The following is a 25,392-nucleotide window of genomic DNA, read 5'->3' as shown; positions in this document are numbered from 1 at the left end:
ACGATCTGTACGTCCCGCAGGGCGAAGCGGCCCGTCGCGCTCATGCCGAACAGATCGGCCGCGACGGACACACGCTCCTGGCGGCCGTGTTCTCGCCCGACGCACCGGTCTGGCTGCGCGAGATCCCCGCCGTGATCCTGCTCGGCCGGGTCTGGTTGCAGAACTTCCAGATCGTCTCGGTCGATGACGAGACCGGCACGAAAGACGACTTGGATCATATGAACCCGCAGACCACGCAAGTTGTCTAGCGAACATTCTTGGAGGGCATACCACCCTCTCTGCTGATGATCGCCTCGCCCCACGATCCAGAGACGCACTACGCCAAGAAGCGCTCGACGACATGGATCGGTTACAAGGTCCACCTCACCGAGACTTGCGACGCGGATCGCCCCCGCCTGATCACTCACGTGGCGACCACGCTGGCCCCGGTCGCCGACCGCGACGCCCTCGGGTCGATCCAGGCCGACTTGGCAGCCCACGATCTTCTCCCCGACACGCACCTGGTCGATGCCGGCTACGTCGATGCCGACCTGTTGCTCGCCAGTACACGCGATCACGCCGTGACGCTGCTCGGGCCGAGCCCGCAGGATACGCAGTGGCAGTCGCGTCAGGCGGGAGCCTTCAGGCTTCAGGACGTCCAGATCGACTGGGATCGAAAGATCGCCACCTGTCCTGCTATTCACACCAAGACGAGTTGGAGCCCCGACCACAACCTGGGACGCACGGTGATCCGCATCCGCTTCTCCAGTGCGGACTGCAAACCTTGCGCACTGAAGCAGAACTGTACGCGCTCCCCGCGCCGGTTGCTCACACCTCGTCGGCGCGAGGAATACGCCGCGCTGGAGACCGCGCGAGCGCGAGAAGCCGATGAGGCCTTCGCCGAGCAGTACCGCTGGCGGGCGGGCATCGAAGGGACACTGTCGCTGGGCGTACGCACCATGCATCTGCGACGGGCCCGCTACCTCGGGCTCGCCAAGGTCCATCTCCAGCATGTGCTGACCGCCACTGTCCTCAACATCGGCCGGATCGCCGATTGGCTGGCGGGTGAGGCCGTCGCTTCGACGCGGCGATCACCCTTCGCTCGCATCATCAGCCAAGCGGCCTGAGCCACTGCATTCGCCAGCAGTATCAGAAACGGGGCAATCCCAGAGGCAGGCTGGAACTCCCCCTCCTCCGCGTACCTTGAGCAGCAGCCCCTCCCGCGCCAGCATCCAGCGGTCGTGATCCCTCATGCCCTGCTCGGCCCGCGCGGTGACGGCGCCGAAGACGGCCAGCCAGCGGGTCAGCGGATCGCGCACGAGCCAGCGGTCGCGGGGTACGCGGCGCAAGGCGCTGGCGAGGGCGGGCAGGTGGTGTCAGGCCTTGTCTCGAGCGCGCAGGATGTCGGCGGCGAGCAGGGGTCCTAGCCAGGCGCGGTGCTGGAGCGGCTCGAGGGTGGTCCAGGCGTCGACCGCGGTGGTGGCAGCGAGGACCGGCGGCAGGGTGCGGTTGTTGGCGACAGCGTGGCGCCAAGCGGCGAGGCGGTCGGTCTCGCCCCAGGCCGGATCGTAGACGAGGGGTGATCTCTCCCGCACCAGACCGGTGTCGGCGAGGAGGCGACTGGAGCGGGCGATCAGAGCGTCGATGCCGGCGAGCTCGGCGGAAAACGCCTCATCGACGTCGGCGAGATCCCCTTCACCGTCTGCACCGTCGGTCGGCGGCGCGGCTGGCACCGGGACCGTGTCCTGATCCCCTACCTCATCCGGATCCTCGGACAGGGCGGCGAGGCCGGTGGGGCTGGTACGGCGTGGGCGCGGGTAAGCTCCTGGGAGGGGGCGTGCCGGTCGCGGCCGGCGTCGTGGAAGACGAGGTCTTCGAGGAGCACGAGGTCGCCCTGGAGGGCGAGGCTGGCGCAGGCGTCGGCGAAGGCGGTGCGGGCGCACCAGCCGTGGCGGATGGGGCTAATGGCGAGGAGCTGGTCGAGGCGGGCGAGGTCGTCCTCGGCGGCGGCTAGGGGTGTGGCGAGGGCGGCCCAGGGGAGTGGCTCGGGCAGGCGATAAACCATTGCTAGGGCTGTATCTGCATACCGCGACAGAAGCGATAATGCATTTCGCTTCGTGCACCTGTATGAGCAAGCGATTGGTATTCTAACTATTGATAATTGGCCCTTATCGATGATGATGGACGCAAGCCCAGAAATCGGCTTGAATGCCGTCCAAATCCCCTTGGAAGCCCGCCCGCGATGTCGGATCTCTCGCCTGCCCTCCCCTCGGATCCGACCCTCGCCCGGGAGCGTGACCTCGACGCGCTCGCCGGACTTCTGCCCTTCGACGCTCGCGAGCGACTGGCCGCCCTCCTCACCGACGAGGACGCTGCCACCCTCAAGCACCTTGCCCGCTCCGGCATGGGCGCCAACACGCTGCGGGCGCTCGCCTCCGACCTCGGCTACCTCGAGGCCTGGTGCCTGGCTGCAACCAGTCATCCCCTGCCCTGGCCTGCCACCGAGGCCCTGGCGCTGAAGTTCGTCGCCCATCACCTCTGGGATCCGGCCGAGCGCGAGAGCGATCCCCGTCATGGCATGCCCAGCGCCGTTGAGGATGAACTGCGCACCCGCAGCCTGCTGCGGGTCGCCGGACCGCACGTGGTCTCGACCGTGCGTCGGCGTCTCGCCCACTGGTCGACCCTGCACCGCTTCCGCGGCGCGGACGGACCGTTCAAGGCACCGCGCCTACGGACCGCCCTGTCGTTAGCCATGCGGGCGAACCGGCGGCCTCGCACTCGTAAGAGTTAGCGGGCGGTCACCGCCGCGGTAATCGAGAAGCTGCTCACCACCTGCCTGTACGAGCATCGGTTGGTCGACGTGCGTGACCGAGCGCTGCTGCTGGTCGCCTTCGCGTCCGGCGGGTGGGAAGCGGAGGTGATCGGGATCAACGGCGCCGTCCATTCGCTGCGCTGGCGCGACTTCCCGATCCAGCCAACCATCCTGCGCCGCGCCGACGAACTCGCGCTGCTGCTGCCCGGCAAAGCCTAGCCGGCCCGCGCCCCGCACCTGAGCCGCAGGTTGGCTCGGGTGCCCAGCGGCAGGCCATCCGGCGCCGCCGCTCACTATCTTTCCGACATTCGAGGTTCTCATGCTGACCACCGTCCTCGACGTGGATCGCACTCGCACGCTCAACGACATCCTCCGCCGCTCCCTCTAGGGCGGCTTACTGATGCTGACCGCTGGCGTCATCGCCCTCGGCCGCGAGCGCCAGCAGGCCGTCCTCGATGCCATCGCCGCCTACGACGCCTTCACGCCCGATAACGACCCGCGCGGGGAACACGACTTCGGCGCGCTCGAGGTGCCGTCGCGGATGTAGTCGTGAGTGCGGGTAGCCGGGCGTCCTGACGCGAGCGGACAGTCGGGCCGGGTGCGTTCGAGGGCCTGGATCTGGCTCTCCTAATCCTGAGCCTGTCGAAGGATCGTCGACGGACAGCACCACCGCGTGACGAGGCGGGTCCATGTAGAGGCCGACGATGTCTTCCACCTTCTCGGCGAAGGCCGGGTCAGTGGAGCGCTTGAAGGTGCGCACGCGGTGCGGCTGCAGGCGATGCTCCTGCCAGATGCGCTGGACCGAGCGCAGCGAGATGCCGGTCGCGGCAGCAACCGCGCGACCAGTCCAGTGGGTGACTTCGCCGGACGGCTCGGAGCAGGTCAGCGCCAGCACCTCGGCGACGGTGCTGGTGAAGTGGGGCGGCTTGCCGGGCGGGCGGGTCTTGTCGCGCAGTAGGCCGTCGATCTCTTCTTCAGCGAAGCGCCGCTGCCAGCGCCAGACGGTGGTACGGCTGACGCCGGCCTGATGGGCGACATCGAGCACGGGCAAGCGCTCGGCGGAGAGCAGGACGATGCGGGCGCGTTGGACGTGCTTGAGGGGGCGAGCGCGATCGTCGCCGATCGCGCGCAGCCGTACCTTCTCGTCTCCAGTGAGGATCACGCAGACGGTCTGAGTCATGCCGGAGACTCGCATGGCTCACGCCAGATGTGAACCTTCCGTATGCGTCAGTGCACTAAGGGTATGATTATCGGTGGTACATACGCTCCTTCTGTGCTCCAACACCACACGCGGTGGATAAATGTTCGCCGAAAATCTCCCGGTTGCCACACCTACTGTCAATAGTAATCGCTATATATTGAATATAACTCCAATTTTTACTATCTATAGTGTATTTATATGAATTATTTTTCGCTTCGACTCAGTAGGTGCGTCGATATTATCGGACCTTGACAACCTAAGAGACATGATTCCCACGAAAAGTGTTCGGTCAGGTTCGGCATAACCAAAAACCCTAGCTCGAGATATCAAGATATCAACATTTTTCGCACCTGGAGGAATTGAAATTACACAAGGTACAGCACGTCCCGCCTTAGCATTTATGATTTGTGAAGTAGCTCCCAAAGATACCGTGACAACATCACCAGAGTGTCCGGGCGGAAAACAAAGCTCAAGGTGCAAATATGTCTTACATTTTACGTCCGGCAACTCAAGATGTATAACCGAATTGGGTGAATTTGACCAACAACCCCAATCCTCAACAGCTCCCCAACCTTCTGCAAGGGATGTAAACTTGGAACGAACGGCCCATCGTTGTTGAGTATTGAGTCCAAACTGTGAGCGAAATTTTATTGACTCTTCAAGCTCCAGCGTCGCCCCACGATGTTCTTGAGCTTGCAATTTCAATTCATTGATCGCTTGAAACAATCTTTCTGCATAGCCGTCCCAGGTTGTAGGATGAAATTCGCTAGCGATCCGGCCTTCAGCCTCCGAGATAGCTTCGGGATCAAAAATATATTTTTCGACTAACTTGAAAGCCGAATCGACATCTAAAGAATCAAAATATTCAACTACATCTCCTCCAACTTCAGGTATAGAAGTACTATTTGATGCTAAGCAAGCCTTGCCAAATGACAAGCTCTCACCTACCGGCATCCCCCATCCTTCAACATGACTCGGGAAGACTGTAAAAAGGCAATTTTTATACAAACTTGCTAAATCAGCATCGCTGAGCTTGTCAAGCACACGGATCCGACCGTTGATAAAATTGGAGTCTGAGCAAAGCTCTGCAAATTCCTCCGAATACCCCCCCCACTTGCCGACTAGAAATAGGTAAGGAACATTTTCGTAGCCGTATTTACGACACAGCGCCGCCCATACGTGAAAAAGGAGACGGTGATTTTTTCGACCTTCTATAGTCCCAACAGAAAGGACAAATTTTGGGTGACCACCTTCTAATACCTTACCGTTATCTGTATGATTCCCGGGCAGTTCTTGTGGGAGCGGGACTGTGATTACGGGCTTATCTAGGTTCATCTCTTCATTCAGAACAAATAATAGCTCTCGACGCGCAAAATCGGAAATAGTTAAGAATATATCAGAGGAAGAAAACATAGCAATCGCACGATCGACAACAAGTCGGCGCGCTTGCTTTGGTACCCATTCCGGATGAGTTATTGGAATAATATCGTATACAAGGACTCCGATGAGAACTCCGTTAGTTTTTAGCGGTGTAAGAAGATGGAAAAAATCATATGAATTCCAATATGCGCCAATGAAAAATAACAAATCCCCCCGTCGAGGTCTAACGAATTTTGCATTTGATTCAATATCCGTTATACAATTATTCTTATCATCATGATTGATATTTCCAGACATCACATTATCGCAAATACTTCTAAGTTTTTTTTCGTCAAACGCTGCGACAAAGCCCTGTCTATCAGGCACAAGGCTGCAGAAAACAATTTCATCTTGATATTTTTGGACTACGTCATGATGCAAGGTCGATATCACCCCAGAAACAATTCTCTGAATGCCTGTGACCGAGCTATGTGTCCTGAGAAAAACCAGGAGATCTTTAACTTCGACAAAGATTGTCATTTTATGATCCTATTCCGAGAGAACTTTCTGAATGTCTTCTTCTCTGATTGTTGCCTCAAAAAGACAGAACTTTGAAATCCCGACATACAGCTGTCTATGGGGATTAGAAAAAAAAGATTTTCGAGAAAGTGTTAGATTGATTTTTCTATTCTGGTCTACATAAGCAAATAAACTTATCCACTCAGGACCTAGTTCTGTTTTTGCAATCGGATGCTTATGCAAACCGTCTACCTCAATTGTCATATCCATATCGTCTGGATGTGGCGGTGGTGGGAAACGAAGCTCCAGCAATAACCGCAGTTTATCGCCTGGTTGAGCATTTGTCGGGATTTCCAACCCAGCGTTTTCTGCCGAACTCCAGCAGCCCCAATCCTCTAATTCATTCCAGTTTTCATCCAAGCAGAACACGCGTCCACGATCTACCCAGCTCATACAAATATCATTAGAAATATCAAGTGAGCTTAAAGAATATATTTTGTTGATTTCTGCTTTAAATCCTTTAAATGAGCCGATATTTGAGTTAGTATTGGTAATGTTTGAAAATGCCGCCCAAACATCTTCGGTGAATGATTGCCATGTATGGGGTACATAGTTTTGTTTTATTCTATTTTCGATTTCTGACCTCAGTTCAGAATTGAGCAAATCCCGAACCTGCCGATACAGTCCTTGATAATCTCTTGGATCGACGTAAATGGCTAAGTCGCCGCCTGCCTCAGTTTGCGCACCGCCATTTCCAGCAATGCAGACTTTACCATGGATAAGACTTTCTGTGATAGGCAACCCCCAGCCTTCTACAAAACTAGGGAAAATAGTAAATAAACATTTGCTATAAAGTGCAATAAGATCCTTTTCATCGACATCTTCTAAGAATATTACCTTCCTCTGCATTATAGGCGAGTCTTCAACAAATTCGTTTAGAAGGTCAGCCTTCCAGCCTGGCCTTCCTACAATGACGAGGTACGGAACATCATGCTCGAGCGTATGCTTTCTCAGAAGAGTCGCCCAGGCGCGCACAGCGATGATATGATTTTTCCTGATCTCGCGCGTGCCTACTGCCAGTACGAAATTTCCTTCTTCTAATGGGATTGGTAATGAAGCCGCGCTACTTTGAACGGGATCGCTTCCCAGGGTGGCAACCGCCGTATTTGGCATAAATTCGAGTTCGCGGAGAAGGGTTGATTTAAGAGCCTGCTCTGTGTATTTCGAATTGCATATAAATAGATCGGTTTGTTGGGCTATCAATGCAAGAGATTTTTCATAATAATTTCTAGTGGTTGTTGTAACTAAATCGGGGTGACTCAATGGGATGAGATCATGAATAAATGTTACAACTATAACACCTCTTTTTCTAAGCCGGTGCTGCCAATCATGCTGTCGTCCAGCAATCCAAAAAGCGCCAAGCACGATATAAACATCACCGCGCTTAGGCGATTGCGATGATTCATGTGACATTAAAGTCTGAAGCTGATGTTTTATATCATTATGATTATCTCCTTCTTTTTTGATTATATCAATAAGTTCAATAAGATGATCAAATTTGTAAGTCACGAAAATCCCTTGTTCATTAATTCGACATGGGATTATTGAAGTTGATTTGCCCGCAGAATTTTTGATAAACTCTATAACAACACGCTGTATGCCACTCGGCCTACTGTGCACGCTCAAGTAGTTAATCAGATCAAGTATATCAACGTACAGATGCTGCGAGGACAAGACGTCTTCTCCGATGCTCTGATCGCCGGATGCTCCGTCAAATCTCCTTTGAGCTAAGACGGTGGAGCCACAGCAATAACTAGCTTCCATACCCACGCCGTACGCGAGCCGCCCGTGTTTGGCAAGCCTCAGAATTTCCAATCGCCGAAACAAGTAATTTATGAAATTGTGCGAATCCATTTCGTAGTATAAATCTCTATATCTGAAGCTTAAAATCTTATTATATAGGACGTAAAAAGCGTATTTGTAGCCTATAGGCCTATTTGTATATTTCTAAGAGCGCGTATGTACGCAAAAAATTTTTCTGCTGCGCTTAATTTTTCTCGATACTGAGGGGCAAAGATTGTAATGTTCTCAGTTTGATCCTGAGGATCAACTTTTGTATTAACTTGACCATAGATTTTAGCTGCGGCGTCTGGACGGGATTACGGGTGGGAGTGCGCGCAAGGTGCGGCAGGTGGATGCCAAGGCAGTGACCTTCGAGGAGACCCCCGTGCTCTCGGCCGGGGCGCGCCGCCGTTGCGCGAGCCTCCAATGCACTGACGTATTCAGAAGGTTCACCTTTAGCGTGAGGCATACAAGTCTGAGGTGTGGCTCAGACTGTCTGCGTGATCCTCGCGGAGGACGAGAAGGTGCGGCTGCGCGCGATCAGCCAGGATCGCTCTCGCCCCCTCAAGCACGTCCCGCGCATCCGCGTCGTCCTGCTCTCCGCCGAGCCCTTTCGCATGCTTGAAGTCACAAACTGGACTACTTTGCCGGCCGGCGCCACCAGCTTAGTGCACTGACGCCTTTAAAAGGTACACCACGCAGCGCGATTTCCTTCGCCGTTGCAGTCAGTTGGCGAATGAGCATGTGTCTCGTTCGTCGGTGTCACTGCACTAGTGCACTGACACCGACGAACGCGCCACCTGCACTCTCGCCAAATCCCTGCCGTCAAAAGGAAATTTCTGCCGCGTGGTGCACCTTTTGAAGGCGTCAGTGCACTAGTGTCCTGCACCTGAAGTTTGTAGCAAAGGCGTTGTCTCTGACTCAGCTTCGAGTGCTCTCAGGCAGAAGCGTTTGACGCTGGCGAGGATGGCGTCGGCCGATTTTACCCACCAGAACGGTTTCGGATCGGCATTCGTGGCCTCGATGAAGGCGCGAATGTCGCGTTCGAGTTCGTCCACCGAGCAATGAACGCCTCGCCGGATCGCCCGCTCCGTCAGCAAGCCGAACCATCGCTCGACCTGGTTGATCCATGAAGCAGAGGTCGGTGTGAAGTGCGCGTGATAGTGCGGGCGCCTGGCTAGCCAATCGCGGATCAACTTGGTCTTGTGCGTCGCCGAGTCGTCGAGCACCAGATGCACGTCGAGGTCGACCGGGACCGCCACCTCGATCTCGTCCAGGAAGCGGCGGAACTCGCTGGCGCGGTGACGCGGATAGCATTGCCCGATCACGCTCCCGGCCTTCACGTCGAGGGCAGCAAACAAGCTGGTGGTACCATGTCGGGCGTAGTCGTGCGTGCGCCGCTCCACCTGTCCGGGCCGGAGCGGCAGCAGCGGCTGCGTGCGATCGAGCGCCTGAACCTGGACTTCTCGTCCACACAGAGAACCAGGGCGCGAGCAGGCGGAGACAGGTAGAGCCCGACGATGTCGCGCACCTTCTCGGCAAACAGCGGATCGGTCGAGAGCTTGAAGGTCTCAGACCGGTGCGGCTGCAGGCCGAACGCCCGACCGTCGCGCCCGACACCCCGCTAGCCTTGGCCATGCTGCGCTGGCTCCAGTGAGTGGCACCCTGGGGCGGCTCGCAGAGCGTGCGGTCGATCAACTCGGCGACTTGCTCGTCACCGATCCGGCGCGGGGTTCCCGAGCGAGGTTCATCCAGCAGCCCATCCGTGCGTTCGCGGGCAAACCGTTCGCGCCACTTGCCGACTGTGTGCTTGCCGATTCTCAGTTCCGCCGCGATGGCCGTATTGCTCCGTCCATCGGAGGCTAAAAGCACGATGCGGGCACGCAGAGCGAGCCCCTGGGCTGTCTTGCGGCGGCGGGCCCAGCTCTCAAGCTCAGTTCGTTCCTCGGCGCTCAGGTCGAGAGATGTGGGTACACGGTAGGCCATCGGCGCCTCCCAGCAGACCGACACTTTGTCATAAAATTCAGACGCAGGACACTAGCCCGCGCGGCGTCTGAGCGAAGCCGATCTCTGCATCGCAAAGTGATTAATAAGAAATCATATCGAACGCACTGATATCGACATAGGATGGAACCGCCCACTCGCATTATGCCCCACACTTAGTCCAACTATCGAAAGATACTCTTGGGACGAAGCTTATCCTAAAAATGATCGAAGCAGCCAATCCAAGGGGGTGTCAAAAGCAGGCTTTCACGCATTATGTCAGCATAGGCGGCAGGCGTCTACCTTGGATCTATTGGATGAGCGTTATACACTCTATCAACACCCGCGACGCCTGCCGATCACGCAACTATCAAGCTGATCCAGTCCTTATAGAAGAAGCCTTACGCATGACGACATCTATTTTAACTAGATTGGATGCAGCTGAATTCATCTCTCGACTCAATTCAAAAAATCTTTCTAACGGTCGATCAAATCACATTTGTAGGCTCTCACTTAGTTATCTATTTTCAAATAGCGCTGAGAGTCATTTCAGTACATTTATTTAGCTTGATCTATACCTTATCGTTCTTAGTATGATTCGTGATATCAAATCAACTTCCTCAAAACTTAATTCATGATATAAAGGCAAGCATAGTATTCTGCTAGCAATATCTGTCGCGGTGCTGATTTTTTTTGAATTAAAAAAGGGAATATCGCTTAGCGCAGGATAAAAATATCGCCTTGGAAATATATTATGTGCCTCGAGTTCTTGCTTGCAAGAGAGCATAACAGCTTCAGACTCAAATAAAGCAGGGTAATAAGCATAATTATACTCAACTTGAGGATCAATTTTTTGTCGTTTAATATTTGAATTCTCCAATTTAGTATTGTAACGCACAGATAATTCTTTTCTTCGTAGAATTATTTTATCCAAATGCGGCAATACAGCCAAACCCATCGCAGCATGGAACTCGGAATTCTTTCCGTTAATGCCTGCTTCGCTAAAAGTATCAGGAGTGATATGACCGAAATTGCGAAATGCTGCCATTCGTGCCAATCGGTTCGGCTCTCTTGTTACTACGCCTCCTCCCTCAACAGTGTGAAAAAGTTTGGTTGCATGGAAGCTGAATGCTGACATATCGCCAAACGTTGCGACCGACTTTGAGTTAATTGACACACCAAAGGCATGCGCTGCATCATAGATTAAAGCTGTATTATATTTTTGCGCGATGTTCTGTAGGGATACCACATGGCAAGGATTTCCAAACACATGGGTCGCAAGGATTGCGACTGCATCTGTGCTTTGCAAGGCTTTCTCAACGCTGTCTGGTGAAATATTAAATGTTTCTTCGTCTATATCAACAAATATCGGGCAAAAATCATGCCATACTAAGCTTGACGCTGTAGCAATGTATGTAAAAGGAGTTGTTATTACATTGCCTTTTTTTCCTAAACTGCGTATACAATATTCAAGAGCCACTGTGCCATTTGTAACAAATAATAAATGATCGACTGAAATACGCTCTTTCAACTTAATCTCAAGTTCGTTAACCAATGGGCCATTGTTAGTTAGCCAGTTTCTTGACCAGACACCGTCTATCAATCTTTCAAACTCGACTCTCTCGGGCAGGAATGGCTTCGTTACAGGTATGACCACTTTAGATCTCCTTTTTGATCAACTTAGTTGGTACACCAACGGCTGTCGCCCCTGACGGAATATCGCGGATTGCAACCGCGCCGGCGCCTAGTACAGCTCCTTGTCCGATATACTTTCTCGGTGCTACTTTGCCTCCTACTCCAATATCAACTCTATCATCAATCGTCACACCTCCTGCTAGTAAAACACCAGGGCCGAGATTGACAAAACTTCCAATTTTACAATCGTGAGATATAGAACAAAGAGGATTGACAATCGAAAATGCTCCTATACTACAATTAGAAGTCATGATACCAGGACCGAGCGCAATTACTCCCTCGCCAATGTTGATATTCAATCCCATTCGAAAATCAGGATGAACTAAATTCGGAAATAAATTGTGACCACGCAGCTGAAGTGCGGTTACGATGCGATCTCTTGCGACGATAGATCCGATAGCAACATAAATTTCGCTACGCTCTGTTGTTGGTATTTCATCTAGGCCGACGAGAACCGGACGTCCAAACACTGTATGAGGCGCAGCCACTCCGTGTTCGACGACAAAATATGTTTCAATCTGAGATTCGTTCTGACTATGCTGCATTTTCAAAACGGAAAAGACTTCGCTTGCAAGTCCTCCAGCGCCGACGACGAATATTTTATGGGTCAAGAGATCGACTCCAGTAATAAATTTCTATGATACTGCATCGAGCTATGTAGAGCTTTATTCACATCGCTAGTCGAATAGCGCACGCGTTGCCCTTCAAACAAGGTAACTTGATGCAAATTCATAGCTTCAAATTGAGTGTCTGTAAAATGCAAACCGTTGCGTCCTGTGCTGACACCATAAGAAGATTTTGTACAAATGCTATGCAGCCCGAGTTTACTAGACATAATATCAATTGCGGCGTCAGGACCAGTCCCTTCTACGGGGATAGGGTAACTATACCGGCTTAAAAATGCCTTAACCGCGCCGGTCTCTTTAAGTCCATCTCGCCCATTACAATAAAAATTTACTGACTTACAAAAATCAAGATAGACTTTTAGCATTGGGCACAGAATGCGAGCGGTTTCATGGTTTAGAGCGAAACTCCATTTGTGCCCAATAGGAATCAATTCGGACGCACTGGCTTCTTGCTCATCTTGCGTCAACGCAATGCCAGGAACACCCGAAATTAAGCCTATAGCTGGATTTTGCGCTGTAACGTCTAGCAAATCGGCGGTCATTGTTATGTAATCTGATCTTAACATAACATCTTCTTCAATAAAAATAAATGCATCAGCCTCTGAATTAAGCATGTGGTCATTGATTCTGGCAAAATTTCCGCAAATTCCAAGATTGTAAGAGGGTCTCATAATTGTCGAATTAGGAAAGCATTCAGAAAAGTACTGAACACACTTGTCTGAATCAGCTAAACTTCCAATAAAATTCCCGTCCCTTGTTTGAACACTATCTGCAAAGAGAAACGTCTTTATATGAAGATGGTCGTAATCTATTTGCTTACTCAGCGAATCAGCCAATTTCATCAAAAGATGTGGACGGCATAAGGTTGTAACCAAGATGTCTATACGCTTTATCCGTTTATTTTCTACGAACGACATTTTGCATATTCCCTGTCATGATTGTCGCATATCAAGAGATAGACGCGCGACATTTACTTTTTGACAGCCGACATATTTTTTCGACTCTTGGAGACATATGGGACCGGGATGCATATCCGCAACCAAGCTCGGCACGAACTTCTGCCAGATTGTATGTGTCTCGTCGAGATCGATCATGTCCCTTGGAGTGGTGTAGCTAGCCGTGCGCCAGCTGATCAGCCCCCACGAGGTGGCCCAAGTGAAATGTTAGTGGACCGTGGGCCTTTCCACCACAGGTAGCTTGGCTGGCGGAGCCGGTTCGGCCGAGCGATCCCGGGCGACGAGCTCGACGCTAGAGTGCCGTTCGAGCTACCTGGCCAGCGTGGGTGCCGTGCGATCCGGGAGCAGGTGGATGACGCGGTGACGGTCGAAATCGACGACGATCGTGCCGTACCGGCTGCCCTTGCGGATTGCCCAGCCGTCGATCCCGACCCGGATGGGAGCCGGCGCGTCGGGCATCGGCATGCGGGTGACGAGCCGCAGCACGGTCGCGCGGCTTGCCGGCGCGTGGAAGTAGCGCGAAGGAGACGCGCGCCGCCTGCACCGCCGCAGGCGAGGCCGACCCTGGTGCGGGGCGTGTCGTTCCGCTACCAGCCCAGCACGCCGGAGGTGCTGAAGGACGTTAGCCTCGACATCCCGGCAGGCCAGGTCATCGGCATCGTCGGCCCATCGGGCTCGGGCAAGTCGACCTTCACCAAGCTGCTGCAGCGCCTCTACATGCCCCAGAAGGGCCAGGTGCTGGTCGACGGGGTCGACATCGCCCAGGTCGATCCGGCCTGGCTGCGGCGCCAGATCGGCGTCGTGCTCCAGGAGAACCTCCTGTTCAACAAGACGGTGTTCGAGAATATCGCCCTCGCCAATCCCGGCCTGTCGCGGGCGCAGGTGATGCAGGTCGCGCGCCTTGCCGGCGCCGACGAGTTCATCAACCGGCTGCCGCTCGGCTACGACACCCCGATCGAGGAGCGCGGCGCCAATCTCTCGGGCGGGCAGCGCCAGCGGCTCGCCATCGCGCGGGCGCTCGCCACCAACCCGCGCATCCTGATCCTCGACGAGGCGACCTCGGCCCTCGACTACGAGAGCGAGCGGATCATCCAGGAGAACATGAAGCACATCGTGCGCGGGCGCACCGTCATCATCATCGCCCATCGCCTCGCGGCGGTGCGGATCTGCGACCGCATCATCGCCGTGCAGGAAGGACGGATCGTTGAGGATGGCACCCACCGCGAGCTGGTCGAGCGGCCGGCCTCGCTCTACGGCCGCCTCTGGCGCCTGCAATCCGACCACGGCTCAGCCCAGGGAGAGGCCGCGTGAGCACGAACCCGCAACCCGCCGCCAACCTGCCGGCGCCCCGGCGCAGCTCCACGCCGCCGGTCCGCTTCAGCCCGCGCGGCCTCTCCGAGCAGGTGCGGCGTCTCGCCGACGACCGCTCGGACCAGGAATTCCTGCCGGCGCATCTCGAGATCCTCGACACCCCGCCCTCGCCCTACGCGGTGGTGTTCACCTGAGTGATGTGCCTGATGTTCGGGGCAGCACTCCTCTGGAGCATCTTCGCCCAGATCGACATCCACGCGGTGGCAACCGCTCGCATCCAGCCCTCCGGCCGCTCGAAGGTCGTGCAGCCCTTCGACACCGGCAAGGTCCAGACGATCGCGGTCGAGAACGGCAGCCGGGTCCAGGTCGGGGACGTGCTCCTCACCCTGGAGCCCACGGAAGCCGAGGCCGACCTGTCCTCGCGCCAGGGCGACCTTTCGGCCCTGGAGGCCCAGATCGCGCGGCGTCGCGCCACGATCGAGGCTGTGGAGAAGAACAAGTCGACCGCCAAGGTGAGCTTCCCGGCCGACGTGCCGCTGGCGGTGCAGGCCCGGGAGGAGGGCGCGATGCTGGCCGAGATCGGTCAGTACATCACCACCCGCGAGGCGTTCGAGGCGCAACTTGCCGAGAAGGTGGCAACCCAGGAGCGGTTCACGGCGAGCATCGCGGCGCGGATGCGCCTCCAGGCAGTGCTCAAGGAACGCGCCGACATGCGCGAAACCCTGGTCGAGCGGGCCGCCGGTACCCGGGCCGCGGTGATCGACGCGGTGCAGCAGGTCGAACAGGTCGCCGCCGACCTCGCCTACGATCGCGGGCAGCTGACCGAGGCGAAGGCCGCTGCGACCTCGCTGCAGCGGCGCATCACGCAGCTGACCAGCGAGACGGTGGCGCGCCAGTACCAAGCGCTGACGGAAGCGGCGCAGAAGCGCGACGCCCTGGTGCAGGACGTGGTGAAGGCGCAGCTCAAGCGCGAGCGCACGGCGCTCAAGGCGCCGATCTCCGGCACCGTGCAGCAGCTCGCCGTGACGACGCTCGGCCAGGTGGTGACGGCGGGCCAGCCGCTGATGGTGGTGGTGCCGACGGACGGACCGATCGAGGTCGAGGCCCAGGTCCAGAACAAGGATATCGGCTTCGTCCTACCCGACCAGGAGGCGGTGGTGAAAATCGACGCCTTCCCGTTCACCCGCTACGGCTCGATCGAGAGCAAGGTCGTGCGGGTGTCGCGCGACGCGATCGACGACCGCGAGGCGAGCGGCGGCAGCGACGCGCTCTCGGTGGCGCGGGGCCAGGGCCTCAACCCGGTGACCGGGATGCCCAAGACCCAGAACCTGATCTTCCCGGTGACGGTAGCGCTAGCCAGGACCGCGATCATGGCCGACGGCAAGGAGGTGGCGTTGACGCCGGGCATGACCGCGACGGTGGAGATCCGGACCGGGCGGCGGCGGGTAATCGACTACCTGCTGTCACCGGTGCGCGAGACCACCTCAACGGCGGGGCATGAGCGGTGAGCTGAGCAAAACAGCCCGTTGCCATGGTCTCAGCTGTAGATCGACAGCAAAGTGGGACCCCGGGCTGAATCAGGAACAAGCCCTTGAAGCTACATTGGGAAATTCACTTAAGGCGGGGTCCCGATCGGCGCCGATCGAGACCCCGCCTTAGCCCATTTTTCTAGTTCATAACCAATGGTTCAAGGAAATTTTTTGGTAGGATTATGATTCGGTGCTGATACCCCTCTTATGAGCGACAATATCATTTATCAGTTATGATTTTATCAGTATTTGTATCTACAAATACATCATAATATAAATAATTGTTAATATTTTAAAATCAAAATATAAAACCATCAGGGACGGATCTTCTCTAGGCTCCAGCCCTGCACTGGCATCACGATCGTGCAGCTCTGCTCTTTCCCTGCCTTCGCCACCGCCGCACGGCATGAAGCCACGGTATCTGCGTTCACGTTCACGAGGTCTTGGGCAGCAACGATCCAGTCGACCGCATCCTTGTTGGCAAACCCCATCAGGCGGTTGCCGGCTTCCCATGCGCGCAGCCCCATCACCGTCGTCGCCGTCCGCTCCGCCAGCGAGAACGGCAGGAACCGCGGCACCGCCAGCGCCAGGACCACCCCCACCAGGATCCCCGCCGCGCCGGCGCCCCCGAGCCACGCATTCCGCCGCCACCGCTCGCGGGCGCGCGCCGGACGGGAGTCCATCAGGCTGTCGATCCGGTTCAGGATCCGCCTCTGCTCGTTGAACTGCTCCACCAATTTGCCGGCGTCCTGCCGCAGGGCTGGCGCCCGCTCGACTGCCAGCAGACGGTCGTCCACCGCATCGAGAGCCTGCACCAGGCGCCCGAGATCCGTCCGATAATCGACCGGCGCTCCTTGCGCCTCGAGCTGGTCTAGCACCGCTCCCACCCCTCGGCCGATCGTCGTTAGCTGTCCGGATAGGATCTCCACATGTGCTCGCAGCGCGTCAAAGGCCGCGGCCGCGTCACCCTCCTCCACGTCTGGATCCGGCGCTACGCCCGCGATACTTCCAGATCGGCCATCGTGGTGTCGGTCGTCCCGCATGCCGTCCTCGTGCTCTCTACCGACCAAGATCCAGACCCAGGGCACGCGCGCGCTGCCGTTCCAGCTGCTGCACCTGCTCCCGGCGCAGCTGCTCCTGGCGTGCGATCTCGGCCGTCAGCTCCACCTGAACCTGCCGCTCCCGCTCGCGGTCCAGACCCGCCATCAGCTCCAGCATCCGCCCCGGGCCCGACGGCTCCTCCAGCGCCTGCCGGACCCCCGGATCGCGCTGCAGCGCCTCCTTCAAGGCTGCCTGTGTCCCGGCCTGCGCCGCGTCGAGCCCGAGCCCGGCCGCCTCCAGCGCCTCACTCTGGCTGTCCAGCCGCGGCAGACCTTCCCGGGCCTGCCGCTCGCGCGCATCGTGGACCTGGAGGTAGCGCTCCAGCGCCCGCTCCAGGTCCGACCGCGACCGAAGCCGATCGGCCAGCGGATCGGCGACCGGCTCCAACCTCTCCGGCTCCGGCGGTCGCGGCACGGACGGCCCTGCACGCAGCCGCAACCCGGCAAACCGGGGGCTGCGTGGCGGCTCGACCTGGCCCGTCCTTGATGGCAAGGTCGGCTCGCCCCGCAGCTCGGCGACTAGATCCCGACGAGAGTACTCGCCCGCCGCTGGGTTCCTCAAGGCCGGCTCCGCCCCGAGCACGATCCCGCTGCGGATACCGAGCCGCTCCGCCAGACCCCGCCGCGCCGCAAACGCCGGCGCGTAGTCCAGCACCGTCTCCTTCGCACCCGAGCGCGACAGACGCGCCTCCAGCGCCGCGTACACCGCCTCGCGGCGGCCCCGTCGGTGTGGGCCCCACTCACAGAACTCGCTTCCGTCGACGTAGAGCTCCACCGCCTCGCGGTGGCGGGTCATCGCCACGTAGGTCAGGTGACGGTCCATCGTCGTCGAGGCCAGCACGAACGACCGGTCCACCGTCGCCCCCTGGCTCTTATGAATCGTCGTCGCGTAGCCGTGGTCGAGCGCCTGGTACGCGTCCGTCGCCACCTCGACCCGGCGCTCGTCCGCCCCGTCGAGCCGCACCACGATCCGCTCCGCGGCCACCGCCTCGACCGTACCCAGCATCCCGTTCTTCACGCCGATCGTCCGGTCATTCTCCAGGAACACCAGCCGGTCGCCCGACGCGAACCAGCGCTCGCCGTCGTTGGTCGGGAACGCCCGCTCGCCCGCCTCCTCGCCCTGCGCCAGCGCGCCCCGCTTCTGCAAAGCCGCCCGGATGCCGTCGTTGAGCGCCCGCACATCGGCCCGGCGATGCGCCAGCACCACCCGCGAACCGGTCGGCCGTCGCTCCCGATCGGCGAGGTAGTCCCGCACGATCGTCGCCTCGGCTTGCGCCCGATCGGAGGCGAACGACATCGCCCCCTTCTCGCGATACGCCCGCAAGCCCTCGCCGGTGCGATGGCTGGCGAACGCCACCGAGGCCGCGCGCTGCCACGGCTCGCGCTGCCGGCGGATGTCGGAGAGTTCGGCGTGCCCGATCCGCTCGGCGATTGCCCGGAACGGCGCTCCCGCCCCGATCGCCTGCAGCTGCTCGTGGTCGCCCACCAGCACCAGCTTCGCCCCGCGCGCCTCCGCCTCCGCGACGAACCGCGCGAGCTGGCGCGAGCCGACCATCCCGGCCTCGTCGATCACCAGGACATCGCCGCTTCCGAGCAGCCCGCGCTCGTTGCGCCAGCCGAGATCCCACGAGGCCAGGGTGCGGCTGGCGATGCCCGAACTCTCCTCCAGGCCCTCCGCCGCCTTGCCCGCCAGCGCGGCGCCGTGCACCCGGTAGCCCTGGGTCTCCCAGGCAGCCCGCGCGGCAGCGAGCATCGTGCTCTTGCCGGCTCCGGCAAATCCCACCACCGCGGCGATCCGCTCCGGCCCGGTGACGTGCTGGATCGCCTCGCGCTGCTCCGGCGACAGCCCGGCCGAGGCCTCGCCCGTGCTGGCCCGGATCGCCGCGTCCTGCGCCGCGATCGCTCCGGCGACATGCCCTTTCCCGACCGGGTGCCGGTAGCTCACCTGCATCCGCCCGGCCGCCTGCGCCATCTCGGTCTCGAGCGTCAGCATCTCGTGCGTGGTGTAGCGTGCGGCACTCACCTCGCCGGTGAGCGGGTCGGTGCTCTCGGGCTGCAACGTCACCAGGGCTGGCGAGCCCATCACCGCCGCGAACGCGTTCTGGAAGGCGGCTGCATCGTCGTCGAGCGCGCGGTGTAGCGCGCGGGCGATATCGCGAGCGTCGAACACGCTCTTCTCGCCGGTGACGAGGTCGAGCACCTCCTGCGGCCGCTGAGCTATGACCGCCGCGTTGTGGGCGGCGTCGGCCGGATTGAGGCGCTTGCGCTCGATCGTGCCGCCGCGCCGCCGCACGCTGGTGGCCGCCACACCCACGTGCTGCGTCGGCGCGAGCGTCAGCCCGCGCTCAGCATGGCTGCGATGATCGATGGTGAGGTCGAGGCCTTCGCGCGCCAGATGCGCGTTCGCGAGCCCCTCCCAGGCCTGTCGGATCGCGACTAGCTGCGCCTGCGTCGTCGGCAGGCCGCGCAGCATCAGCTGCTTGTTGGCAAGCTCCAGGGGCGTCTTCGCACCGAGCCCTCCGGCCTCGACCACGCGGGTGGTCATCAGGAGGTGGGCGTGGTGGTTGCGCTCGTCACCGCGGGAATGTGGTTCGTGGAGCGCAAAATCCACCGCCGCGCCGGTGCGATCGGCGAGGTCCTGGGCGAAGGCGCAGGTGAGCGCCAGGCGCGACTCGCCGGACAGCTCGTGCGGCAGCGCGACGACGAACTCGCGGGCGACGCGGGCATCGACGCGCTTCTCGGCCGCCTCGGCCGCATTCCACAACGCGGAGCGATCCTTGACCCAGGCGGCCTCGACGCCCTGCGGCAGCACGATCCCGGACGGCCCGATGCCGATGCGGCGGGTGTAGTCGTGCACCAGGCCGTCGCGCAGGTTCTCCAGCCGCTCGCCGGCCCGATAGGCGGCGGCGGCCACTGCGCTGCGCCCGGAGGAGCGGGCGACGACCGACATCTGGCAGTGGTAGATCGACACGAGAGGTTTGCTCCTGAGAGCTTGAGCGTAGCAGCAAAAGAGTCGCGAAGCGATTCGTATTTGCGCCCTTCCGCTGCTGTCGCTTCGCTCCTCCGCTGCGGAAAGTGTCCACTGGCAGGACTGGTCGTGAGAAGCAGGGTACGGCACTGGTGTTGCACCGTAGTCGTTCCATAGAGAAGAAGCAGCCGGCGTTGATCAGCGAGCTTGGCCATGACGCGTGCGACGGCTACAACGGTCATGCCTGACCCTGGGAGATGACGATGGCGCGGCGGACGATCGACGAACGCATCGCGCGCCTCGAGGCGCAGAAGAAGAGCCTGCAGGCCCGCCGCGGCAAGCAGGAACGCACCCGCGATACCCGCCGCAAGGTCCTGCTCGGTGCGCTCGTGCTGCAGCGGCTCGAGGCCGGCCACGATCCCGCCTTCACCAAGCGCCTCGCCGACTGGCTCCGCCGCGAGCTGCCGCCCTTCCTCACCCGCGACGCCGACAGGGCCTTGTTCGCCGATCTGATCGGCTCATCGGCCGAGACGCCGAGCACGGATGATCCCGCGGGACAGACCGAGGCGGATAGCAGCGAAGCAGCGAGGCCGCAGGATGCCGCCTGAAAGGGTTGCCATGAAGGTCGTGCACGCCAACGCCAGGCTCGAAGCTTATCTTAGGAGGCGAACCTGGGGCATCGCCTTGGGCGGCACCCTCCTGGTGATCGTCTGCCTCGCCTGTGCGTTCGTCGAACACCTTGGTCCCTGATCCACGGCGCCGTCACCGACGACACGACCTGCGAAGGTGCCAAGCCTCCGATCCGACGCCAGCTGTGTGAGGTCGAACCGCCTCGCTGGTCTGCGCAGAAGCGGTCGCTGCGAACTGTGAAGCCGTCACAGCGATCCTCGTGGTTCGGCCGCAGGAGGTTCTCCCGCCAGCGAAGCTTACCGGCTGGGCCGATCGGCGCAGATGTCGGGGTTGGCCTGGACCGGTGAACCCGGTTTCGCTTCCGTGAGGACCGTCGCGGCTTGCGACCTCGGCCGAGCCTGCATCATCGACCGGGATGGCACCGGGATCGGCAAGCTCCTGGACCGTTGTCTACACCGCGAAGGGCGAAAGCCCGTCGCGGCGATCCCGCCCCATCCTCGCGCCTCCGGGAGCGTCTGTGGCCAAGCTCTGGATCCTCTCCGATCTGCACCTCGAGACCCTGCCCGATCCCGACGAGTTCCGCCCCGCACCGCCGGCCTTCGACGTGCTGGTGGCCGCTGGCGACATCCAGGAAGGTGATCCCGGCCGCGGCTTCGCGGTCCTGCGCCGCCTCGCCGGCGACAGGCCGGTGGTGTTCGTGATGGGCAACCACGAGCACTGGAACGGGCTCATTGACGAGGATCTCGCCCTGGCCGGGATGCTGGCCGAACGCGCCGGCATCACCCTCCTCGACGGCACCAGCGCGACCCTTGCCGGATGCCGGTTCGTCGGCACCACGCTATGGAGCGACTACCGCTTGGCCGGTCACCTCGATCCCCGTATGCCGACCGGCGAGCCGGTCGAACTGGCGCACGAGGGCGGCAGCCATCTCCTGACCATTGGCGACGCTGCGGCTCTGCATCGCCGCGCTCGAACCGCGCTGGCCGCCCGGATCGCGGAGGATGACGGCGCCCTGCCCTTGTGGTCGTGACCCACCACGCCCCCCACCCGGACTGCATCCATGCAGCCCAACGCGGCACCTGGAATGCCGGGAATTCCGCCTCCGATCTCTCCGCCCTGACCGACTCTGGTCGAGTGGCCCTGTGGGTGCATGGGCACGTGCATCATACGGTCGACCTGGTGCGTCCGGGCGGGACGCGCGTCCTGTGCAATCCGGCCGGCGCGGGCTTTGCCAATCCGGCTTTCGCGGACGGCCTAGTGGTCGCGGTGAAGTGACGCCGGACGGGTCGATCACGAGCGACGAGCCGCACACCAGGCAGGCGAACGCGGCAACGAATCATGTTCCCGATCGAACGACGCAGGGCCGCAAGCCGCTCCTGTTGTAAGGGGCATGCTCGACCCTCAGATCAGAGGGACAGACGGCGTCGGGCGGCATGGCCAACCGGGGGATCGGTCACCATGAAGATCAAGGACGCAAATGCCCGTATCGAGGCTCAGCTCAGGATCGTGATCTGCCTCACCGTGCTGGTCGGCATCCTCATCGCCGTTATCTGGCTGCCGCCCTTCATCGCCCTGTTTGCGCGTGGCTGAACCAGGCGGAGAGGACCCGATGGCGCCGTCGAGCGATGTGCCTCTTTTCCAGCACCGCGGTCTCAACCGCAGCCCTCGATCGGAGGCCGATCCCTAACCAGATCAGGTCGCGAACAGATCGAGCTGGCGCGCATCCACCCGCCGGCGTGACGGGCGCTTGGTCACGCTGCGCGCCAGCATGACCGGAGGCACCGTCGCCGATCTCGCCGCCGGCGTGAATGCCGGCAGCGCCTCGCGCGGCTTGCCGTGCAGCACGGCCCCGACGATCGGGCCCGCCTCCCCGCGTCGCAGCACGTACAGAACGTGCCTCGGCGAGCGCAGGATCTCCTGGCGCAACTCGCCGCCGGCCGACAGGTCAGAGAGGGCGGCCATCAAGCAGTGCAGCCCGGCCGAGGCGACCAGCATCGCCTCGAACTCGATCGCGCGCAGGCCCCAGCGCTGGCGCGCCGCCCCGGCCGTCGACCGGGAGACACACAACCAGCGCGATTGCCTTTCACTAAATTGCCAAAACAGCTAATATGGCTATTTTCTGTATTTTACAGAAAATACAGGAGGTGGCAATGGCGAGTTTTACCCTCACGGATCTCGGCAACAAATCCGGTGAGGTGGTCGAGGCGGCGTTTCGTGGCCCCGTGGACATCACCAAGCACGGAAAGCGCAAGTTCGTCCTGATGACGGCCGAGCAGTTCGATCGCCTGTCCGGCGCAGGCTCGCAGCGCGCGCACCGTGCCGAAGACCTGACGGGTCCGGAGCGCGACGAGATCCTGGCCGGGCTCGACGCCGTCACGCAGGACGACGGGCGCGATAACTGAGCCTCGGGCACGGCGAGATCATCCTCTGCTCCTCCCTGTATGTACGGGAGTACGACCGCGGCGAAGAGGCCGGCCGAAAGGCGCGCCCGACCTGCGTCATGCTCTCCAGGTTCCGGGTGCGAACGACCACTCGAACTTACGTGACGCCGGGCCTTGGCCCGACACCCCCCTCACGATCATGGCGGGTTGGCTGATCGACTGACGCGGGCGAAGGATGCTCCCGATCGGAAGGGGAAGCGGTTACAGGACATCTCGGGGGATAAGGCCCGGCTCGTCGAGGCGCTGGGCGCAAGCCGCATCGTGGAGCGGGATCGCCTCGCGGCATTCGTACACGACCCGGTGACGGCGTTCGCGGCCAATCCGTTCCCGTCGGCGACGGTACGGAGACGCTGCCACGGACGAAGCCCGCGAGAAAAGTCAGCCGCAGCCAACTTTCGCCCCTTCCAGCCCTGGCCTCACTCCCGGACCGCCTCAGCGCGCCTCTCCGCGATCAGTTCGTCGACCACGCTGACGCCCTCGGGAACGTACTCTCGGGCGAGGGCCTGGATCCCGGCGATCACCGCGCCGCGCGAGCGAACCCGAAGCTCGCCTTGGACTACCTCCAGGACGACGGTATCGCCGTCCCGGACCCCAACTCATGCAGCAGGTCGGTCGGGAGGACGAGCGTGCCGCCCGCGAGGACCATGGTCGACCGTGAGGCCATGGATTGCCTTTCCGGTCAGCGGACCACTTCGACGACCAGGCCGGGGATCCTCAGGTTCGCCCAGGCGTGATCGGTGGTCAGGACCGGGACGCCGAGCTTGATTGCCAGCGCCATGCAGGTCCGATCGCCCGGCCCGCTGCCGTGCCGGCGCGTGGCCTCGGTCAGGCGGGCGGCGGCGAAGGCCGCCTCGCGGTCGTGGGCATGCAGGTCGAGGCGCAGCTCCTGCACCATCTCCTCGATCACCGGGTGGGACAGGCCGCGCAGGAGCAACGCCTCGACGAGCTCCTGGAGATTGACGGTCGACATCGCGGCCTGGCCGACGCGCGCGGCCACCATCCCGGCACAGGTCTCCCCGCGCAGGAGCGCGATCACCGCCGAGGTGTCGAAGACAACACCGCTCATGCGCCGGCATCCTGGCCGTCGCCGTCATCGGCTCGACGCTCGTCGAGGAAGGCGGCCGAGTCCGCGTCCCGGGTGGCATGCTGGCGATAGAGCGCTTGGAGCTTCGAGACGACGTTGGTCATCGGTGACAGCCGCACCTCGGTGCCGTCGACGGTGACGATGATGCGCGTCTCGCCCGTGATGCCCATCGCCTCGCGCACGGCCTGAGGGAGGAGCATGCGTCCGTTGGCGGCCAGTTTCACATCGGTCACGAATGCCATGAGGTACCTGCACGCCGTTGTCGTATCACTTCCTATTGAACTTATCCGAAAATGTCACTTTGATGCAAATGACACTGAACGCTCTCGTACATATTTATGACTGGAGTCGCCATAGGAGTAATGCCAAGCGTGTGCGCCACATAACGGTATACCGTTCCGCACCAGCACCACGGCACACCGCCGGCATGTGGCAAAAAGGTCGGTTCCGACTTATGCGTCGGAGCAGGTACGCAAGCCACCCTTTTGGCACGATCGAGAGCCCCGCATGCCCCGCTTCGGCTACGCCCGCGTCTCCTCAACCGACCAGGACCTCACCATCCAGATCGACAAGCTCAAAGCAGCCGGCTGCACCGTGATCCGCTCGGAGAAGCTGTCGGGGAAATCCGCCGACGACCGGCCCGAACTCGCCACCGTGATGCAGTTCCTGCGTGAGGGCGACGAGTTGGTAGTGGTCCGCCTCGACCGGCTCGGGCGATCGACCCGCGACGTTCTCAACCTGGTACACGACCTCGACCAGAAGGGCGCCTCGCTGCGCATTCTCGATCCCGAGCTGACCACCGGCGGAGATGTCGGGCGGATCGTGGTCACGGTGCTCGGGATGGTGGCGGAGATGGAGCGGAAGTTCATCCTTGAGCGCCAGCGCGCCGGGATCGAGGCGGCCAAGGCGGCGGGCGTCTACGCCGGCAAGGGGCGGCCGAAATCCGTCCCCGGGGACGAGATCCGCCGCCGCCATGCCGCAGGTGAGGGGCCAACCGCGATCGCTCGCGCGCTCGGGGTCTCTCGCCGGAGCGTCTACCGTGCGATCGGGGCAGATGATCCGCGCCAGGCCTTCACGCTCGACGCCATGCCGGACGAACTTCGCGATGGCCTGTTGCAGGCGGCGAACGCCTACGAGCAGGAGCATGGTGCGGGAGATTGAACCTGCGGCAAGCACAGCCTGGCTCGGGCGCACGCCCTGGACGCCTTCCTCACCAACGAGGATGCCGAGCAATCTAGTGCCCTGACTCAAACGGATGGTACAGCGTTGCCGTTGACAGCATCGAGGATGGCGGCGGCTGGCTTGGTCCAGACGAAGGGCTTTGGCCTGTCGTTGTGCTCAGCGATGTAGCGGTTGA

General features: G+C 60.3%; 23 protein-coding genes and 5 pseudogenes. 13 read left to right on the top strand and 15 right to left on the bottom strand.

The features are described from left to right. The first annotated feature begins 86 nt into the window (after positions 1-86). Both ACS5PV_RS30730 and ACS5PV_RS30725 read left to right on the top strand, forming a co-directional pair. On the top strand, positions 87-248 hold the full coding sequence (locus ACS5PV_RS30730) for a hypothetical protein (RefSeq protein ID WP_455399120.1): 162 nt from the start codon (positions 87-89) through the stop codon (positions 246-248). A gap of 36 nt (positions 249-284) precedes the next feature. Then, the gene (locus ACS5PV_RS30725) at positions 285-1,106 is read left to right on the top strand and encodes a transposase (protein ID WP_455399119.1); all 822 of its coding nucleotides are present in this window, start codon (positions 285-287) and stop codon (positions 1,104-1,106) included. Here the strand turns inward: ACS5PV_RS30725 and ACS5PV_RS30720 are convergent. Continuing rightward, a pseudogene (locus ACS5PV_RS30720) lies at positions 1,071-1,574 on the bottom strand (DUF1612 domain-containing protein). The gene ACS5PV_RS30725 and the pseudogene ACS5PV_RS30720 sit on opposite strands and share 36 nt — an antisense overlap. Positions 1,575-1,732: 158 nt before the next feature. Beyond that, entirely contained in the window at positions 1,733-2,044 is a 312-nt protein-coding gene (locus ACS5PV_RS30715; RefSeq protein WP_455399118.1) for a hypothetical protein, read from the bottom strand. A gap of 177 nt (positions 2,045-2,221) precedes the next feature. Between ACS5PV_RS30715 and ACS5PV_RS30710 the strand changes: the two are divergent. Beyond that, positions 2,222-2,884 (top strand): annotated as a pseudogene (locus ACS5PV_RS30710) (integrase); the annotation flags it as partial. Between the two features lie 307 nt (positions 2,885-3,191). Further along, positions 3,192-3,338 (top strand): DUF3768 domain-containing protein, encoded by a 147-nt coding sequence (locus ACS5PV_RS30705; RefSeq protein WP_455399117.1) that lies wholly within the window; start codon positions 3,192-3,194, stop codon positions 3,336-3,338. Here ACS5PV_RS30705 and ACS5PV_RS30700 read toward each other — a convergent pair. The 3 genes and pseudogenes from ACS5PV_RS30700 to ACS5PV_RS30690 form a co-directional block, all read right to left on the bottom strand. Continuing rightward, a pseudogene (locus tag ACS5PV_RS30700) lies at positions 3,314-3,971 on the bottom strand (IS630 family transposase); the annotation flags it as partial. The gene ACS5PV_RS30705 and the pseudogene ACS5PV_RS30700 sit on opposite strands and share 25 nt — an antisense overlap. 204 nt (positions 3,972-4,175) lie before the next feature. After that, positions 4,176-5,891 carry a glycosyltransferase family 4 protein gene (locus ACS5PV_RS30695; protein WP_455399116.1) on the bottom strand — a complete coding sequence of 572 codons (1,716 nt, stop codon included), beginning with the start codon at positions 5,889-5,891 and terminating at the stop codon, positions 4,176-4,178. A 9-nt stretch (positions 5,892-5,900) separates the two neighbouring features. Further along, entirely contained in the window at positions 5,901-7,604 is a 1,704-nt protein-coding gene (locus ACS5PV_RS30690) for a glycosyltransferase family 4 protein (RefSeq protein ID WP_455399115.1), read from the bottom strand. Between the two features lie 608 nt (positions 7,605-8,212). Between ACS5PV_RS30690 and ACS5PV_RS30685 the strand changes: the two genes are divergently transcribed. Then, positions 8,213-8,389 carry a hypothetical protein gene (locus ACS5PV_RS30685; RefSeq protein ID WP_455399114.1) on the top strand — a complete coding sequence of 59 codons (177 nt, stop codon included), beginning with the start codon at positions 8,213-8,215 and terminating at the stop codon, positions 8,387-8,389. Positions 8,390-8,587: 198 nt separating this feature from the next. Here ACS5PV_RS30685 and ACS5PV_RS30680 read toward each other — a convergent pair. The 5 genes and pseudogenes from ACS5PV_RS30680 to ACS5PV_RS30660 all read right to left on the bottom strand — a co-directional run bounded on the left by ACS5PV_RS30680 (position 8,588) and on the right by ACS5PV_RS30660 (position 13,458). After that, positions 8,588-9,698 (bottom strand): annotated as a pseudogene (locus ACS5PV_RS30680) (IS630 family transposase). Positions 9,699-10,257: 559 nt separating this feature from the next. Beyond that, positions 10,258-11,352: a DegT/DnrJ/EryC1/StrS family aminotransferase gene (locus ACS5PV_RS30675; RefSeq protein WP_455399113.1), complete on the bottom strand. Its 1,095-nt coding sequence runs from the start codon at positions 11,350-11,352 to the stop codon at positions 10,258-10,260. A gap of 1 nt (position 11,353) precedes the next feature. Beyond that, positions 11,354-12,001, bottom strand: a complete 648-nt coding sequence (locus tag ACS5PV_RS30670) for a hypothetical protein (protein ID WP_455399112.1) — start codon at positions 11,999-12,001, stop codon at positions 11,354-11,356. Then, positions 11,998-12,933, bottom strand: a complete 936-nt coding sequence (locus ACS5PV_RS30665; RefSeq protein WP_455399111.1) for a hypothetical protein — start codon at positions 12,931-12,933, stop codon at positions 11,998-12,000. Before ACS5PV_RS30665 ends, ACS5PV_RS30670 begins: the two co-directional genes overlap by 4 nt. 348 nt (positions 12,934-13,281) lie before the next feature. Then, entirely contained in the window at positions 13,282-13,458 is a 177-nt protein-coding gene (locus tag ACS5PV_RS30660; protein WP_455399110.1) for a hypothetical protein, read from the bottom strand. 81 nt (positions 13,459-13,539) lie between these two features. Between ACS5PV_RS30660 and ACS5PV_RS30655 the strand changes: the two are divergent. The 3 genes and pseudogenes from ACS5PV_RS30655 to ACS5PV_RS30645 form a co-directional block, all read left to right on the top strand. Then, a pseudogene (locus ACS5PV_RS30655) lies at positions 13,540-14,283 on the top strand (peptidase domain-containing ABC transporter); the annotation flags it as partial. After that, on the top strand, positions 14,280-14,477 hold the full coding sequence (locus tag ACS5PV_RS30650; protein ID WP_455399109.1) for a hypothetical protein: 198 nt from the start codon (positions 14,280-14,282) through the stop codon (positions 14,475-14,477). The pseudogene ACS5PV_RS30655 and the gene ACS5PV_RS30650, both read left to right, overlap by 4 nt. Before the next feature lie 12 nt (positions 14,478-14,489). Then, the gene (locus ACS5PV_RS30645) at positions 14,490-15,791 is read left to right on the top strand and encodes an HlyD family type I secretion periplasmic adaptor subunit (protein ID WP_455399108.1); all 1,302 of its coding nucleotides are present in this window, start codon (positions 14,490-14,492) and stop codon (positions 15,789-15,791) included. Positions 15,792-16,126: 335 nt separating this feature from the next. On the opposite strand, the gene ACS5PV_RS30640 is transcribed toward ACS5PV_RS30645, so the two are convergent. Together ACS5PV_RS30640 and traA are read right to left on the bottom strand one after the other, a co-directional pair. Then, positions 16,127-16,789, bottom strand: a complete 663-nt coding sequence (locus tag ACS5PV_RS30640) for a DUF6118 family protein (protein ID WP_455399107.1) — start codon at positions 16,787-16,789, stop codon at positions 16,127-16,129. An 82-nt stretch (positions 16,790-16,871) separates the two neighbouring features. Further along, entirely contained in the window at positions 16,872-19,883 is a 3,012-nt protein-coding gene (gene traA / locus ACS5PV_RS30635) for a Ti-type conjugative transfer relaxase TraA (protein ID WP_455399106.1), read from the bottom strand. A gap of 260 nt (positions 19,884-20,143) precedes the next feature. On the opposite strand from traA, the gene ACS5PV_RS30630 reads away from it, so the two are divergent. The 3 genes from ACS5PV_RS30630 to ACS5PV_RS30620 all read left to right on the top strand — a co-directional run bounded on the left by ACS5PV_RS30630 (position 20,144) and on the right by ACS5PV_RS30620 (position 22,100). Continuing rightward, positions 20,144-20,488: a mobilization protein gene (locus ACS5PV_RS30630; protein ID WP_455399105.1), complete on the top strand. Its 345-nt coding sequence runs from the start codon at positions 20,144-20,146 to the stop codon at positions 20,486-20,488. A 539-nt stretch (positions 20,489-21,027) separates the two neighbouring features. Further along, complete coding sequence (locus ACS5PV_RS30625) at positions 21,028-21,540, top strand: metallophosphoesterase (protein WP_455399104.1); 513 nt, start codon at positions 21,028-21,030, stop codon at positions 21,538-21,540. Between the two features lie 428 nt (positions 21,541-21,968). Further along, positions 21,969-22,100 carry a hypothetical protein gene (locus ACS5PV_RS30620; RefSeq protein WP_455399103.1) on the top strand — a complete coding sequence of 44 codons (132 nt, stop codon included), beginning with the start codon at positions 21,969-21,971 and terminating at the stop codon, positions 22,098-22,100. Positions 22,101-22,202: 102 nt separating this feature from the next. On the opposite strand, the gene ACS5PV_RS30615 is transcribed toward ACS5PV_RS30620, so the two are convergent. Further along, a complete protein-coding gene (locus ACS5PV_RS30615) occupies positions 22,203-22,577 on the bottom strand; it encodes a hypothetical protein (RefSeq protein WP_455399102.1) in 375 nt (124 codons plus the stop codon). Between the two features lie 83 nt (positions 22,578-22,660). Here ACS5PV_RS30615 and ACS5PV_RS30610 point away from each other — a divergent pair, with 83 nt between their 5' ends. After that, positions 22,661-22,912, top strand: a complete 252-nt coding sequence (locus tag ACS5PV_RS30610) for a type II toxin-antitoxin system Phd/YefM family antitoxin (protein WP_455399101.1) — start codon at positions 22,661-22,663, stop codon at positions 22,910-22,912. A 718-nt stretch (positions 22,913-23,630) separates the two neighbouring features. Here ACS5PV_RS30610 and ACS5PV_RS30605 read toward each other — a convergent pair. Beyond that, positions 23,631-24,017, bottom strand: a complete 387-nt coding sequence (locus ACS5PV_RS30605) for a PIN domain-containing protein (RefSeq protein ID WP_455399100.1) — start codon at positions 24,015-24,017, stop codon at positions 23,631-23,633. After that, a complete protein-coding gene (locus ACS5PV_RS30600) occupies positions 24,014-24,277 on the bottom strand; it encodes an AbrB/MazE/SpoVT family DNA-binding domain-containing protein (RefSeq protein WP_455399099.1) in 264 nt (87 codons plus the stop codon). Before ACS5PV_RS30600 ends, ACS5PV_RS30605 begins: the two co-directional genes overlap by 4 nt. 265 nt (positions 24,278-24,542) lie before the next feature. On the opposite strand from ACS5PV_RS30600, the gene ACS5PV_RS30595 reads away from it, so the two are divergent. Continuing rightward, positions 24,543-25,196: a recombinase family protein gene (locus tag ACS5PV_RS30595; RefSeq protein ID WP_455399098.1), complete on the top strand. Its 654-nt coding sequence runs from the start codon at positions 24,543-24,545 to the stop codon at positions 25,194-25,196. The last annotated feature ends 196 nt before the right edge of the window (positions 25,197-25,392 follow it).

Source organism: Methylobacterium sp. Gmos1 (genome assembly GCF_053764715.1).
This window is presented reverse-complemented; position numbering and strand designations above follow the sequence as displayed.